Source organism: Cupriavidus mimosae (assembly GCF_023952485.1).
Taxonomy (GTDB): Bacteria; Pseudomonadota; Gammaproteobacteria; order Burkholderiales; family Burkholderiaceae; genus Cupriavidus; species Cupriavidus taiwanensis_C.
The window spans coordinates 806,384-821,995 of record NZ_JALHRY010000001.1 but is presented as its reverse complement, the minus strand read 5'-3'; the positions used below and the strand labels follow the sequence as shown (position 1 = coordinate 821,995).

General features: G+C 67.4%; 12 protein-coding genes. 3 read left to right on the top strand and 9 right to left on the bottom strand.

The features are described from left to right. Positions 1-13 precede the first annotated feature (13 nt). Complete coding sequence (locus MKD50_RS03570) at positions 14-1,360, bottom strand: MFS transporter (protein ID WP_252666400.1); 1,347 nt, start codon at positions 1,358-1,360, stop codon at positions 14-16. 660 nt (positions 1,361-2,020) lie between these two features. Beyond that, positions 2,021-2,905, bottom strand: a complete 885-nt coding sequence (locus MKD50_RS03565; RefSeq protein ID WP_252666399.1) for an SDR family NAD(P)-dependent oxidoreductase — start codon at positions 2,903-2,905, stop codon at positions 2,021-2,023. Between the two features lie 275 nt (positions 2,906-3,180). Between MKD50_RS03565 and MKD50_RS03560 the strand changes: the two genes are divergently transcribed. Next, positions 3,181-4,374, top strand: a complete 1,194-nt coding sequence (locus MKD50_RS03560) for a chromate transporter (RefSeq protein WP_252666397.1) — start codon at positions 3,181-3,183, stop codon at positions 4,372-4,374. Positions 4,375-4,434: 60 nt separating this feature from the next. Here the strand turns inward: MKD50_RS03560 and MKD50_RS03555 are convergent, their stop codons facing one another. The 7 genes from MKD50_RS03555 to MKD50_RS03525 all read right to left on the bottom strand — a co-directional run bounded on the left by MKD50_RS03555 (position 4,435) and on the right by MKD50_RS03525 (position 12,677). Then, positions 4,435-4,821 carry a hypothetical protein gene (locus tag MKD50_RS03555; RefSeq protein WP_240070876.1) on the bottom strand — a complete coding sequence of 129 codons (387 nt, stop codon included), beginning with the start codon at positions 4,819-4,821 and terminating at the stop codon, positions 4,435-4,437. Between the two features lie 53 nt (positions 4,822-4,874). Further along, positions 4,875-7,979 (bottom strand): efflux RND transporter permease subunit, encoded by a 3,105-nt coding sequence (locus MKD50_RS03550; protein ID WP_252666396.1) that lies wholly within the window; start codon positions 7,977-7,979, stop codon positions 4,875-4,877. 9 nt (positions 7,980-7,988) lie between these two features. Continuing rightward, positions 7,989-9,110, bottom strand: coding sequence for an efflux RND transporter periplasmic adaptor subunit (locus MKD50_RS03545; RefSeq protein WP_115701282.1), 1,122 nt, complete (start codon positions 9,108-9,110; stop codon positions 7,989-7,991). Then, complete coding sequence (locus MKD50_RS03540) at positions 9,110-9,682, bottom strand: hypothetical protein (RefSeq protein ID WP_252666395.1); 573 nt, start codon at positions 9,680-9,682, stop codon at positions 9,110-9,112. The genes MKD50_RS03545 and MKD50_RS03540 overlap by 1 nt, the downstream gene beginning before the upstream one ends. Beyond that, a complete protein-coding gene (locus MKD50_RS03535) occupies positions 9,679-10,896 on the bottom strand; it encodes a TolC family protein (protein ID WP_252666394.1) in 1,218 nt (405 codons plus the stop codon). The genes MKD50_RS03540 and MKD50_RS03535 overlap by 4 nt, the downstream gene beginning before the upstream one ends. Positions 10,897-10,994: 98 nt before the next feature. After that, complete coding sequence (locus tag MKD50_RS03530) at positions 10,995-11,339, bottom strand: hypothetical protein (RefSeq protein WP_240070881.1); 345 nt, start codon at positions 11,337-11,339, stop codon at positions 10,995-10,997. 171 nt (positions 11,340-11,510) lie between these two features. Then, complete coding sequence (locus MKD50_RS03525) at positions 11,511-12,677, bottom strand: acyl-CoA dehydrogenase family protein (RefSeq protein ID WP_252666392.1); 1,167 nt, start codon at positions 12,675-12,677, stop codon at positions 11,511-11,513. A 323-nt stretch (positions 12,678-13,000) separates the two neighbouring features. Between MKD50_RS03525 and MKD50_RS03520 the strand changes: the two genes are divergently transcribed. Beyond that, the gene (locus MKD50_RS03520; RefSeq protein WP_240072130.1) at positions 13,001-14,305 is read left to right on the top strand and encodes an acetyl-CoA hydrolase/transferase family protein; all 1,305 of its coding nucleotides are present in this window, start codon (positions 13,001-13,003) and stop codon (positions 14,303-14,305) included. Positions 14,306-14,345: 40 nt separating this feature from the next. Next, complete coding sequence (locus MKD50_RS03515) at positions 14,346-15,554, top strand: acetyl-CoA C-acetyltransferase (protein ID WP_252666391.1); 1,209 nt, start codon at positions 14,346-14,348, stop codon at positions 15,552-15,554. Positions 15,555-15,612: the final 58 nt, after the last annotated feature.

The window sequence follows — 15,612 nt, the reverse complement described above, 5'->3', positions numbered from 1 at the left end:
TCCCTTGCTTGTGTCATAGCGCAGATACTCCTTGAACCTGATATTGAAGTTTCGGGCGCCGGGCGGCGAAGACCATGATGACGGCCGCGGCGGCATAGAGCGCGACCACCAGGAGGAGGCTGGAGGCGTTGCTGCCCGTCGAGGTTCGCAGCCAGGTGCTGAGGGAGGGCGTCACCATCGGCGCGATGTTGGCGAGCGAACTCACCAGCGCGAGGCCGCTGGCCGCCTGTTCCTTCGGCAGGTACTCGCTGACGAAGGAGAAGAACAACGGTGTCATGGAAGCCGTGCCGATGGTCGCGATCGAGAGCAGCGCAATTGACACAGCCACGCCACCGTTCAGCCAGGCGATCCCGAGCAGACCGGCCGCGATCAGGGCCACGCCGGCTACGAAATGCCATCGCCGTTCGTTGTTCCGGTCGGAACTGCGGCTCATGAGAATCATGCCCACGGCGCCGACGATGTTCGGGATGGCTTGCAGCAAACCTATGTGAAACACGTCCTTCACACCCCAACTCTGGATTAGCGTCGGTACCCAGAACACCAGTACATAGACCGCGCCGAGGTACAGGAAGCAGATGAACGAGAGCACATAGACCTTGGGATCGCGCAGCAGCGCCCCAAGAGCGCCCTTGTGGCTGCCTCCACCGGACCCACCGCCCCTGGCGAGTCGATCGGCCAGCAGCTTCTTCTGCTCGGAGGAGAGCCATTTGGCCTCAGCCGGCCTGTCGCTCAGGCAGAGGTAGCAGAGAAAGCCAATCAGCAGGCAGGGCGCACCATTGACAATGAACATCCACTGCCAGCCCTGGTAGCCGAGAAAGCCGTGGCCGAACTTCATCAGCGCGCCGTTGACCGGACCGATGAGGATGCCGGAGACAACCGTGGAGGTCATGAACACCGCGATGGCCCGGCCGCGCCGGGCCGGCGGGTACCAGTAGGTGAAGTAGAGAACAACGCCGGGAAAGAAGCCCGCCTCGAAAGCGCCAAGCAGGAAGCGCAGCGTATAGAACTGCCAGGGCTCCGAAACCCAGGCCATGCCGGTAGCACAAGCGCCCCAGCACAGCATGATGCGCAGGATGGTCTTGCGTGCCCCGATCCTCTCCAGCAGCATGTTGCTCGGCACCTCGAACAGGAGGTAGCCGACGAAGAACATGCCCGCGCCGAGAGCAAAGACCTGATCGCTGAAATGGAGCTCGCCCTTCATCTGAAGCTGCGCAAAACCGATGTTCACCCGGTCGATGAATGCAAAGCAGTAGGCAATCAGCAGCAAGGGCAGGATGTGCCAGTTGATCTTGGAAAAGAGCGCCTTTTCCTCCGGGCTCTCAACGAGAACGTCGCTTTTCGGAACGGATATTGCTGTCATGGATAAGCTCCTACCTGGTGTTCGAGCCCGACCGCGATGGCGCACCGCGTCTCGCACTATGCACGATATTATCTGTACACTTGAACAATTATCGTAATCGGAAGAAACCCTGTAGGCATGGAGCGACATCTGGGAAGCTACGGATGTCAGTGGGCGTTCCATCGTGTCGACGAATCCCGATCAGCTTAGCGAGCCAGGCGAACGCGAGCTGCACTCACCGACGGGGGCCTGGTGTCGAGTGCCACGGGTGAAGGCTATATAGGCTCAGGCGGTCGGCACGTACTCGATGGAATCCCTCTCTTTTTATTGGTCACGAGTACAGTCTAAAAATTCGGCAAAGCAGGCAGATGCCGGAGATGCAGGTCAGCTCATACCTTTCATGGCGAGTTGGAACTGGCTGAGTTCATCGGGTCTTGCTGTCACCTTGCGTCATACAAGGGACGCGTCGGTCAGCCTTCAACGCATGAATAGATGCGAATGAAGGGGACGCCAAGCCGAGCGAAGAAGGCGAGCGAGCGGTATGAACCATGCCGGCGAGAATGCCGCAAGGAACAGCGCAAACGATATCAATCAGCGATCAGAGGCAGCTTGCTCTTCGCGACGAATTCCAAGGCGCGAAACCAGCCCTTCGCCCTTGTCCATTCACCTGACCTTTGTGCCTCAGACCAGCCTTGTCCCTGTCGCGCGGGCCAGCTCGCCGAGCAACCGATCTTGATATCGCGTGCCGTGGACGGCGGGGTGCGGCTGCTGCAGCCGCTGGTGGTACCAATACCCTCCGCTGGTCAACGCCTGCGGATCGTTGCTGGTCGCCAGCCACTCCTGGGTTAGATGTCCCAGTCGAAGGTCATCTGGCGCATTCGCGCCGCCCATCTTGGTGGGAACCCAGCCCGGATCGACTGCGTTGCTGTACACGGTGGGCCATAGCCGCGCCACGGCGGCCGCCAGGGTCGTGATGAAAAGCTTGCTTTCCGAATAGGAAGCAGGCCCGGTACGCCCGGACCAGTCGATGCCGTCAAGACTCGTCCGGCCACCTTTGTGCATGCTGCTGCTCAGGTAGATCAACCGCCTGGGGCGCTGGATCAGCGCCGTGAGCAAGTACGGCGCGACGACGTTCACCACCAGGACTTCGGGTCCGGACAAGACTCCCGCGTTGTGGATCACCGCGTCCATCGTGCCAATGGCGTTGACCTGCCGGGCCAGATCCCGAGTCTGCCTCAGGTCGGAAAGATCGCCGATGGTTGCGATGGCGCCCTGCTCCACAAGCTCCCTGACGGCGGGCAGCCGTGCGTGGGAGCGGACGTGCACCACGACCTCATGCCCGCCGCCGAGCAGCGTCCGGGCCGCGGCATGGCCGAGACCATCGGATGAGCCGGTGATGAAGATGCGGGATTTTCGTCCGGTGCTCCGTTGCGCGGGCGTCATGGCGGAAGCCTTCGCGGGATTGGATGGGGATTGCGCCATCGCAGCAGCGACGGCCGGCAACGGCGCCATGGCCAGCCCCGCACCCAGTTGCACACCGTTCAGAATGAGTTTGCGGCGGTCCATGGCTCCTCCTGCGTCAGTCGTTAAGGGCTGCGCTGTCGATGATAAACCGGCAGTTCCCGTGGAGCTTCAACACTGCCCTGCATCCATATGCCGATCCAGGCGCACCTTGTAGAGATCTCTACAGCGTTGAAGTGCTGGCTACGGGGCTCTATCATGCGCAGCATGACCGCGCTTACTGGCCGAAGCCGCACGGTGCTGGACTCGCTTTACGCGCACTTCTCGGCTAACAGAAAGGCCTGAGGAAAGCCTGAACTTCCACCTCTTTTCAACCTCGCATGCAACCTTCCGACACGGCTTTAGCGGAACGCCCGGAGCCGCCTGCCTACACTCTCTGGCAGCTGGTGCTGTATTTCCTGCGGCTTGGCACGCTCGGCTTCGGCGGGCCGGTTGCGCTGGCCGGTTATATGCACCGCGACCTGGTCGAGCGGCGCGGATGGGTCGCCGATGGCGATTACAAGGAAGGGCTGGCACTGGCGCAGCTGGCGCCAGGGCCGCTGGCCGCGCAGCTGGCCATCTATCTTGGCTACGTGCACTACCGCGTTGCCGGTGCCACGCTGATCGGGGTGGCCTTCGTGCTGCCATCGTTCCTGATGGTGCTGGCGCTGGGCTGGGCCTACGTCCGCTTTGGCGGGCTGGCCTGGATGCAAGCGGTGTTCTATGGCGTGGGCGCCGCCGTGATCGGCATTATCGCCATCAGCGCCTATAAGCTGACCACGAAAAGCGTCGGCAGGGACAAGCTGCTGTGGGCGATCTACCTGGTGCTGGCCGCGGTGACCATCGTCACCGAGTCCGAGATCGCCTGGCTGTTCCTCGCGGCCGGCGTGCTGGCGTGGTTCTGGCGCGCGCCGCCAAAGTGGCTGCGGCAGAGCGGCGCGAATGCGCTTGCAGCGGCGCAGGTACCTGCGGCAAGCGGCCTGCTCAGCGCGCTGGACTGGCCGTTGCTGACCCAGATCGGCGTGTTCTTCGCCAAGGCCGGTGCCTTCGTGTTCGGCTCGGGCCTTGCGATCGTGCCATTCCTCTATGGCGGCGTGGTGACGGAGCACCAGTGGCTCAATGAAAAGCAGTTTGTCGACGCCGTCGCTGTAGCCATGATCACGCCCGGCCCGGTGGTCATCACGGTCGGCTTTATCGGTTACCTGGTGGCCGGACTGCCTGGCGCCTGCGTGGCGGCCCTGGCCACGTTCCTGCCCTGCTACCTGTTTACCGTGCTGCCAGCGCCGTACTTCAAGAAGTATGGAAAACTGCCGGCCATCCTGGCCTTTGTCGATGGCGTCACGGCGGCGGCGATCGGCGCCATCACCGGGGCTGTCTTTGTGCTGGCCAAGCGCTCGATCGTCGACGTCCCGACCGCCCTGCTGGCGCTGGCAACGATTGCGCTGCTGCTCAAGTTCAGGAAGCTGCCGGAGCCGGTCATCATTGCGGGCGCCGCGCTGATCGGCCTCGCGATCTATCCGGTGCTGCGCTCCTGAGCAGGACTGCCGGAATTCCGGCATCAGTCCTGTCAGGTTCGCCCGGCAGCAGCCCGGCAATCACTTCGCCACGAAGCGGGCGGTGACGGTCTTGCCGTCGGCAAAGCGGATCGTCGCGACCAGCTTGGAGCCGGCTGTGAGTTGCAGCTTGTCGGCCGCAACCAGCGCATTGTCCGCGCCCGGGTTCAGCGCCGTTTCCGTCTTGCGGGTGCCGCTCAGCACCGTCAGCTTGCCGCTGGCGCCGGCCACGGGCAGCTTCCTGTCATGGTCATCGACATAAATCGTGACGGCACCGTCGCGGTTGACCAGCTCGAACTGCAGGTCGCCGGCGGCCTGCACGATGCCGCCGTATTGCGCAGGCTTGGCGCCATGCGCCATGGCCAGGCCGGAAAGCCCGGACAGGGCAACACTGGCGGCAAACAACATGGCAGGGATCTGTTTCTTCATCGCATACTCCGTTGCTGCAGCGGCTTGCGGGCGCCGCTGCCAAAGCCCGTGAATCAGTAAGTGTCCTCCTGCTGCTGCGACAGGATGCGCTGCAGCGGGCGGCGCCCGAACACCCAGAACGCCAGCGGCGTCAGCATGGAATCGAGCAGGGTCGAACTGACCAGCCCGCCGAAGATAACCACCGCGACCGGATGCAGGATCTCCTTGCCCGGCGCGTCGGCCGATATCAGCAAGGGCACCAGTGCGAACGCCGCCACCAGCGCGGTCATCAGCACCGGCGTCAGCCGCTCCAGCGAACCGCGCACGATCATCGGCATGCCGAAGGTCTCGCCTTCGAAGCGGCACAGGTTGATGTAGTGGCTGACCTTCAGGATGCCGTTGCGCGTGGCAATGCCGGTCAGCGTGATAAAGCCGACCATCGACGCCACCGACAGGCTCAGCCCCGCCAGCCACATCGCGATCACGCTGCCGATCAGGGCGAACGGTATATTGGCCATGATGACCAGCGTCAGGGTGGCGGAGCGGTAGCGCGAGTAGAGCACCAGATAGATCAGCGCCAGCGACACCAGGGACAGCAGCGCGATGCGGCGCGTGGCCTGCTCCTGCGCCTGGAACTGGCCCTCGATGCTGACGAAATAGCCACCGGGCAATCCGGCGCGCGCCGCCGCTTCGCGCACCGCGCCGACGATCTGCGACATATCGGAGCCGTCGGTATTGGCATAGACCACGATGCGCCGCCGGCCGTTCTCGCGCCCGATCTGGTTGGGGCCATCGCCCTCCTCCACGCTGGCGATGGCCGACAACGGCACCGCGCCGCGCGGCGAGTCCAGCATGACCCGGGACAGGTCCTGCGGCGTACGGCCGCTATCGGGCAGGCGCACCACCAGGTCGTGGCGGCGCACGCCGTCGATCAGCTGCGTGACGCGCGTGCCGTCGGACAAGGTCTGCAGCGCCTTCAGCGCCTCGCCGGCTGGGATGCCGTACTGCGCAGCCTTGCGATAGTCGAGCCGCACATTGACCTGCGGAATCAGCACCTGGCGCTCGACCGTGATGTCGACCAGGCCGGGTATCGCCGCCAGGCGCCCACGCACGTTCTCAGCCAGGCCGCGCAGCGTATCGAGGTCGTCGCCATAGATCTTCAGCGCGATCTGCGCCCGCACGCCGGACAGCAGGTGATCCAGCCGATGCGAAATCGGCTGGCCGATCGCCACCGACGCAGGCAGCCCGGCCAGTTGCGCGCGGATCGCGGCCATGACCTGTTCCCGGCTGCGGCCGGAGGGCTTCAGGTCGATGTCGATCTCGGAGGCATGCACGCCTTCCGCGTGTTCGTCCAGTTCGGCGCGGCCGGTGCGGCGCCCGACGCGCGTCACTTCCGGCACTTGCCGGATCAGCGTTTCCGCGAGCGCGCCGATGCGGTTGGCTTCGGCCAGCGCGGTGCCGGGATTGAGCATCAGCGACATCACCATCGAGCCCTCGTTGAAGCCCGGCAGGAAGGCCCGCGGCATCCACGGCACGGTGGCCGCGGCCAGCACCACTGCAACGAAGGCCACAGACAGCACGGCCCTGGCGCGCGGGAACGACCAGGCCAGGAGGCGGGCATCGGCGCGCTTGAGCCATGCCACCAGCGGACTGTCCGGATGGTCGAGCCGCTTCATCCGCGGCAGCAGGTAGTACGACAGCACCGGCGTCACCGTCATCGACACCAGCATCGACGCCAGGATCGAGACGATGTAGGCGATCCCCAGCGGCGCGAACAGGCGCCCTTCGATCCCCGGCAGCGCAAACAGCGGCACGAACACCAGCACCACCACCAGCGTGGCATAGACGATGCCGGAGCGCACTTCGACCGAGGCGCGCCAGATGGTCTCCAGCACGGGCGGCGGGTCGTCCATGCCGGCACGCTGGCGCAACCGGCGCTGGATATTCTCCACGTCGACGATCGCGTCGTCGACCAGTTCGCCGATGGCGATGGCCAGGCCGCCCAGCGTCATCACGTTGATCGACTGGCCCAGCAGGTGGAAGGCCAGCGCGGAGACGGCCAGCGACAGCGGGATCGCCACCAGAGAGATCGCGGTGGTGCGCGCGCTCAGCAGGAACGCGAACAGGATCACCGTCACCATGATGGCGCCATCGCGCAGCGCCTCGACCACGTTGCCGATCGAGGCCTCGATAAAGTCGGCCTGGCGGAACAGCACCTGCGGCGTGGACAGCCCCTGCGGCAGCCCCTGCTTCAGTTCGCCCAGCGCGGCTTCCAGGTCGCGCGTCAGGCGCACCGTGTCGGCGGCGGGCTGCTTCTGCACGCTGACGATCACCGCGGGCTTGCCGTTGAAGCCGGCGTCGCCGCGCTTGAGCGCCGCGGCGTAGCGTACCTGGGCTACCTGCTCCAGCAGCACCGGCACGCCGTCCTGGTAGGCAACCGCCAGGCCCTTGAGGTCGTCGAGCCGGTTGGTGCGGCCGAGATTGCGGATCAGGTATTCGCGGCCGTTGAGGTCGATGAAGCCGCCACTGGTATTGGCGGCGAAGTCGCGCAAGGCACCCTGCACCTGTGCCAGCGCCACGCCGAATTGCGCCATGCGCGCGGTATCGGGCTCGACCCGCAATTGCCGTACCTCGCCGCCGATCGGGATCACCTGCGACACGCCGGGCACCGACAGCAGCCGCGGCCGCAGCACGAAGTCGGCATACTCGCGCGCCTGCATCGGGCTGGCGCGCGCCGGATCGATCGGCAAGGCGATCAGCATGATCTCGCCCATGATCGATGAGACCGGGCCGAGGATGGGCGTGAGCCCGCCCGGCAAATGCTCCTTCACCAGCGCCAGCCGTTCCGACACGAGCTGGCGGTTGCGGTAGATGTCGCTGCCCCAGTCGAACTCCGCATAGACAATGGACAGGCCGACGCCGGACACCGAGCGCACCCGCGTGACGCCGGGCATGCCGTTGAGCGCGGTCTCGATCGGGAACGACACCAGCAGCTCGACTTCCTGCGGCGCCATGCCGCCCGCTTCGGTGATCACGGTCACCAGCGGCTTGTTCAGGTCCGGGAACACATCGACCGGCGTGCGCCATGCGGTGAGGCCGCCGTAGACCATCAGGATCAGCGCGAAGGCCAGTACCAGCAGCCGGTTGCCCAGGCTGGCGCGAACGGTCCAGTTGAACATGCGCGCCCCTCAGCGGATCTGGTTGATCAGCGCCGCGCCGGATACCACCACCCGGTTCTCCGGTGACAGCCCGCCGACCACGACCACGGTGCGCGCATCGAGCACGCGCGCCTCGACCGGCTGCGCGATAAAGCGCTGCGTGCCGGACTTGATCCACACCACCGGCAGGTTGCTGGCATTGCGCACCAGCGCCTCGCTCGGCAGCGCGATGCCGCGGACGGTATCGCTCAGCGTCGCGACCACGGTCACCGGCTGGCCGACGGCCAGCGGCACGTCGTTGCCGCTCAGCCGGAACGTCAGCGGCACCGCGCCGTTCTTCAGGCTGCGGCCGGCGCCGACGAATTCCAGCTTGCCGCCCGTGCCGCTGGCCAGGGCTCCGCCCTTGATGCGGTTGGCCAGCGAACTGTCCGCGCTGCTGGCCTCGATCAGCAGGCGGGCGGGATCGACCACCTCGTACAGCACGTCCCCGGCGGCAACCACCTGCCCTGCCAGCACATTGGCGCTGGCGATCACGCCGCTGGCCGGCGCGGTCAGCGTATCGGTCTGATGCAGGCTCTTGCCGACCGCATCGCGCTGGCCGGACAGACTCTGGACCTCGGCGCGGGCGGCTTCGATTTCCTTGCGCGGAATGCTGTCCGGCAACGACTCCAGGCGCTGCAGCCGCTGCCTTGCCAGCTTCAGGCTGGCGCTCAGGTTGGCGAACTGTGCCTGCTGGTTGCCGATGTCGAAGGGCTCGCTCTTGTGGCGCAGCACGGCCAGCACCTGGCCCTTGGCGACACGCTGCCCCAGCACCGGGAAGCCGCCCGGCGGGGGTTCGATCCAGCCCGGGTGGCCCGCCTGCAGGCGCCCGCCCGCGTTCGGATCGATCGCCACGACGGCGTTCAGTTCCACGGTCACGGGGTGCGCGGCAGGCTGCGGCATCGCGGTCCGTATGCCCATGCGGCGCTGGGCCAGCTTGGGCACGTGGACGCTGCCGTCGGGCAGCCGGGCCAGGCCACTGCTGCCCGACACCGCGGCCGGTGCATCGAGGTGTTCTCCATTCGGGCCGTGCGCGCCGGGTCCGGCCAGCGCCGGCATGGCTGAGCCGGCGGCCAGCGCGATGGCCAAGGTTGCGATATGGGTGGTCTTCATCACGCCGTGCCTCCGTTCCTGTTGCCAAGGCGGCGCTTCACGGCCCAGGCCGCGCCTGCCGCGACCAGCGCCGCAAGCAGGACCAGCCACGGCCAGCGCGCCTGCCACCACGCCAGGCCGTGGTCGTGTCCGTCCGCGGCAACGTTCAGGGTGCCCTCGATCAGGTCCGACTCGTTGCCGGTGACGAGCGTAAACACCAGCGCATGCTGGCCGGGCCGGCGCAGCGACTGCAGCAGCTTCTCGTCGGTAAAGGCATAGTCGCCGGCATCGGCGTGCAGCTTGCCCTGGGCCTTGATGCCGTTGAACTCGACTTCGAGCGTGCCGTCGAGCACCGGCTCGTTGGTGATGTAGCGGTCGACCATGACCGAGAGCTCGTCCGTGGAGAGGCTGCCCACCAGTTCGAATGCTTCCGTATGGGCTTCGAGGGTCGGCTGGGCTTGTGCCGCCGCGCCGGTGCCGGCGGGCGCGTCCAGGTGCTCGCCATCGGGGCCGTGCGCACCGGGGCCGGCATGCGCCGCCGGCGCCGCGAGCGCGAGCGACAGGAACAGGGAAAGAAACAACTGGCGGATCATGGCAGGACTCCGAGCGCCTGGTTCAGGGTGGCAATGGCGATGCCGTGCCGGGCACGCTGGCGCACGAGGTCGGCCTCGGCTTCGAGCGCCTGGTTCTGTGCGCGCAGCACTTCCGGCAGGCCGATCTCGCCGGCATCGAAGGTCTTGCGCAGCAGCGCCGCCCGTTCGGACAGCGTGGCGCTGCGCTCTTGGGTGAGACCGAGCTGCTGCCCGGCCAGCCGCAGCGCGGCCTGCGCCGCGTCGATCTCGGCGCGCACCATGCGTTCGGTGCGCGCGAGTTCGGCCCGGGCCGTCATCAGCTCGGTCTGCGCGGCGGCTTCGCGCGGCAGGTTGCGCGCATCCGTGGCGAACGGGATCCTGACGAACAGGCCGACGGTCTGGTCGCCGGGCATGCCGCCGCCGGCCCGGTCGTTGCGGTACATCACGCCGACTTCCGGCGGGTCGCGGCGCGATTTGCGCAGATAGCCCAGCTGGCGTTCGCTGCGCAGCACGGCCTGTTGCACCGCATCCAGGCGCGGATGGCTCGCGGCCAGGGCGCCCGGGTCTGCTGGCGGCGGCGCCGCTTCGTCGTACCGCGACGGCAGCGCGGCAACGCCGGTGGCTTGCAGCAGCCGCGCGCTGGCCTCGACCACGCGCGCCTCGCTGTCGGCGAGCAGCCCCTGTGCCGCCAGTTGGTCCTGCTGCGCCAGCAGCAGGTCGGTGCGCGCCAGGTCGCCCGCATTGACGCGCCGGCGCACATCGTCGCGCAGCGACGCAGCGATGCCGGCGCGGCGCCGCATCACCTCGCGCTCGCCTTCCGCGGCGGCCAGCTGCCAGACGCGCTCGCGGACTTCCGCGGCAAGATTCAGCCGCGCCAGCGCGGCACCAGCCTCGGCCTCGGCCGCCTGGGCGTCGGCCAGCTCGCCGCGTGCCGCGCGCTGGCCTGGCAGCCACACCGGCACGCCCAGCTGGACCTCGCTCTCGCGCAAGCCGCGCTGCTCGGTCCAGCGGTCGTCACGGTGCAGCAGGCCCAGCGTGGGCGGCCCCGCGATCAGCGAGTCCGCCTGGACCCGGCTGGCCGCCGCCTCCAGGCGCCGCCCCTCGGTGGCCTGGAAGGCGACGGAGCGCTCCCAGGCGGCATCGAACAGCGCGCGCAGGTCGGCCGGCGCGGGCTGGCCATGGGCCGCCGGCATCAGCAACGCCGACGCCACCACGGAGATGAAGAATTTGTGCATGGAATCCCCAACGCAGATTGCAACCAACAGGCAATGCGGCGGGGCGCGGCGCAAGGCATTGCGCCACGGCAGGCAATCAGCAGATCAGTGCCCCGCCGTCAGGCGGGCGCGTGAGGGGGGCGTAACGGTGGACTGGAGCCCGGGTCGGGGATGCGACTGCCGAGGAACGACGGCTCGCGCTGCGTCTGCAGCGTCAGCGGCGGCACCATGCCGGCTGGCAATGGCGCCTGGAAGTGGGTGCCGTAGTCAAAGTCGAGCTGGTGCGACGCGGAAGCCGCGGAATCGTCGAAGGCGATTTCGCCATCCTCATCATGGTGATGCGGAACGTGTTCGGCGTGCGCGGCCATGTGGTCCGGCGGGAAGCCGGCCGCGTGCGCGAGCTGCCGCTGCGCTGCGGCCAACGCCTGCAGCGGCAGGATCAGCATCAGGAGCAAGGCAATCATGCGCGACATAGGGCGGGATTCTACCCGAGCTGCCGGCAATCGAGTGAGACCGGGGCGCCGAATGCCGTAAGCGTCGCCCCAAACGGATTGCCGGCACGAGCAGCCAGGCCGGGACGCCGTTCGCACCGGGCAGGCGCGAAGGCAAGCGGGCCGGCCCTGATGCCATGCCGCTCAGAACGAGCGCGGCAGGCCCAGCACGTGTTCGGCGACGAAGGAGTAGATCAGGTTGGTCGAGATCGGCGCCACCTGGTACAGGCGCGTCTCGCGGAACTTGCGCTCGACATCGTATTCGCAGGCAAAACCGAAGCCGCCGTGGAACTGCAGGCAGGCGTTGCCGGCCTCCCAGCTGGCCTTGGCGGCCAGGTACTTGGCCATGTTGGCCTGGGCGCCCATGGACTCGTGCTTGTCGAACAGCTCGCACGCTTTCCAGCGCATCAGGTTGGCCGCCTCGAGTTCGATGAAAGACTCGGCGATCGGGAACTGCACGCCCTGGTTCTGGCCGATGGGGCGGCCGAAGACCTGGCGCTCCTTCACGTACTTAGTGACCCGGTCCATGAACCAGTAGCCGTCGCCGATGCACTCGGCGGCGATCAGCGTGCGCTCGGCGTTCAGACCGTCGAGGATGTACTTGAAGCCCTTGCCTTCTTCACCGATCAGGTTTTCCTCGGGGATTTCCAGGTCTTCGAAGAACAGTTCGTTGGTCTCGTGGTTGACCATGTTGGGGATGGGGCGCACCGTCAGGCCCTTCTTCTGCGCCTCGTGCAGGTCCACCATGAAGATCGACATGCCCTCGCTCTTCTTCCTGACCTCGGCCAGCGGCGTGGTGCGCGCCAGCAGGATCATGAAATCGCTGTGCTGCACGCGGCTGATCCATACCTTCTGGCCGTTGACGACGTAGCGGCCGTCCTTCTTCACCGCCGAGGTCTTGATCTTGGTGGTGTCGGTGCCGGTGGTGGGCTCGGTCACGCCCATCGACTGCAGGCGCCATTCGCCGGAGGCGATCTTGGGCAGGTACTTTTCCTTCTGAGCGGTTGAGCCGTGCCGCAGCAGCGTGCCCATGTTGTACATCTGGCCATGGCAGGCACCGGAATTGCCGCCGCAACGGTTGATCTCTTCCATGATGACCGAGGCTTCGGTCAGGCCCAGGCCCGAGCCGCCGTATTCCTGCGGAATCAGCGCTGCCAGCCAGCCCGCCGCGGTCAGCGCATTGACGAAGGCCTCGGGATAGGCGCGCTGTTCATCGACCTTGCGGAAATACTCGTCGGGAAACTCGGCGCACAGCGCACGGATGGCATCGCGGATTTCGTGGAAATTATTCGATAGGGTCTGTTCGATCATGGCGCTGCCTTGCGGTCGGTCTGTGTCTGTGGCGGTCGGGTACGTGGCGATCTATGCGGCGACGTGGCGGATGGCCGACGCCGCGTGATAGCCGCCATGGTCGCGGCGTTCGGCCGGCGGGACAATCAGCGATTCCGAAAGCGCGCCTTCCACGCGGCTTAAGTCCCGGGCAGCCAGCGCCCGGCCGGCATTTCGCCAGTGCCGAAGCCGGCCATTGGCATTGTCGAATAGCGCAAACGCGGCTTTGACGACATGCTTCGGGCTATCCGGCGCGGGCCGGCCGATTTCCGGCCGCGTGCCGACCCAACGTTTTCCCCGTGGACATGCACGACCTGGCTTCCCGACTGCAAACCCTGATCCGCCCCGGCGATCACCTCTGGTGGGGACAAGCCACCGCCGAGCCGCTGACGCTGACGCGCGCGCTGGTGGCACACCGCCATGCCATCGCGCGCGGCGGGCGCTTCAGCGTCTTCGTCGGCATCGGCCAGTCCGACACGCTGCAGCCGGAGCAGGCGGACGTGATCGACTTCTTCGGCTATGCCGCCAGCGGGCCGCATCGCCGGCTGGCCAGCGCGGGCGTGCTCGACATCGTGCCGAGCCATTATTCGCACCTGCCGGGGCTGATCCGGCACGGCACGCTGCGCGCGGACGTGGCTTTGGTGCAGGTCTCGCCCGCCGACGAACAGGGACGTCACAGCCTGGGCCTGGTGCACGAGTACATTCCCGCTGCGCTCGACCGGGCCCGCGTGATCATTGCCGAAGTGAACCCAGAGGTGCCGTGGACCCACGGCAGCCGCTATCTCACCGCGGACCAGATCGACCTGCGGGTCGAGGCGCTGCACCCGCCCGTCAGCCTCGAGCGCGGCGCTCCCGGTCCGGCCGAACAGGCCATTGCCCGCCATATCGCCGGCTGGGTCGAAGACGGCGCGACCCTGCAGATGGGCATCGGCAACCTGCCCGAGGCGGTGGTGGCCGCACTGCATGACCGCCGCGACCTGGGGCTGCACAGCGGCGCGGTCGGCGACGGCATTGCCGCGCTGGCCGAGGCCGGCGTGCTGACCAACGCACGCAAGAGCATCGATACGGGCATCGGCATCGGCGGCATCCTGATGGGCAGCGAACGGCTGCGGCGCTGGGCTCATCGCAATCCCCGGCTGCAGCTGCGCGAAACCGCCTATACCCACCATCCCGAAGTGCTCGCCAGCGTGGACAAGCTGACCGCGATCAATTCGGCGATCGAGGTCGACCTGACCGGCCAGGTCAACGCGGAAGTGGCCGCCGGCGTCTATGTCGGCGCCGTCGGCGGCGCGGTGGATTTCCTGCGGGGTGCCGCGCGTAGCCGAGGCGGCCTGCCGATCGTGGCGCTGCCTGCCACCGCCAAAGGAGCGAGCCGCATCGTCGCGCAATTGTCTGGCCCTGTCAGCACGCCGCGTGCCGACGCCGGCCTGATCGTTACCGAGCATGGCGTGGCCGACCTGCGCGGCCAGACCCTGTCGCAGCGCGTGCGCCGCATGCTGGACATCGCTGCCCCCGAACACCGCGCCGACCTGGAGCGCCAGGCCCATGCGCTGCTACGCCAGTGCGGCGCGGCCTTCGTCGCCCTTCCGGGGACGACGCCCACCGACTAACTTGATGATTCACCCGATACCGAATACCAAGGAGACTTCCATGCGCAGAGCTGCAATCGTCACCCCCCTTCGTACCCCCGTCGGCACCTTTGGCGGCAGCCTGCGCCCGGTGCCGGTCGAGGAACTGGCCGCGACCGCCGTGCGCGCCGTGGTCGAGCGCAGCGGCATCGACCCGGCGCGCATCGACGACGTCGTCTTCGCCCAGTCTTATGCCAACAGCGAAGTGCCGTGCGTGGGCCGCTGGGCCGCGCTGCAGGCCGGCCTGCCGGTAGAGGTGCCGGGCATGCAGCTGGATCGCCGCTGCGGCGGCGGCCTGCAGGCCATCGTCACGGCCTCGATGATGGTGCAGAGTGGCGCCGCCGACGTGGTGATCGCGGGCGGCGTCGAGAGCATGAGCAATATCGAGTACTACACCACCGATATGCGCTGGGGCGCGCGCTCCGGCAACGTGCGCTTCTTCGACCGTCTTGACCGCGGCCGCGAGCGCTCGCAGCCGGTGGAGCGCTTCGGCAAGATCTCCGGGATGATCGAGACTGCCGAGAACCTCGCGCGCGACTACGGCATCAGCCGCGAAGCCGCCGATGCCTTCGCCGTGCGCAGCCACCAGCGCGCCGCGGCCGCCTGGGAGGCCGGGCGCTTCGACGCCGAGATCGTTCCGGTGCAGGTGCCGCAGCGCAAGGGCGATCCGGTGGCATTTACGCGCGACGAGGGCTTCCGCCCGCAGACCACGCCCGAAAGCCTGGCCAAGCTGCGCGTGCTGATGCCCAACGGCACGGTCACCGCGGGCAACGCAAGCCAGCAGAACGATGCCTCGGCCGCCTGCCTGATCGTCGCCGAGGACAAGCTAGCCGAACTCGGCCTGACCCCGATGGCCTCGCTGGTGGGCTGGGCGGCTGCCGGCTGCGAGCCCTCGCACATGGGCATCGGCCCGGTGCCGGCGGTGAAGAAGCTGCTGGCGCGCCTGAACCTGACGCTGGACCAGATGGACCTGGTCGAGCTGAACGAGGCCTTTGCCTGCCAGGTGCTGGCCGTGCTCAAGGGCTGGGACTGGCAGGACCAGGACGCGATCGAGCACAAGCTCAACGTCAACGGTTCGGGCATCTCGCTGGGCCATCCGATCGGCGCCACCGGCGTGCGCATCCTGGCCACACTGCTGCACGAACTGCAGCGCCGCGGCGGCCGCTACGGCCTGGAAACCATGTGCATCGGCGGCGGCCAGGGCATTGCCGCGGTGTTCGAACGCTATTGATACCGCAGCGGCGGCGTGCGGCCCGGCCCGGTGCTTGCCCCACGCCCACCGCACGCTT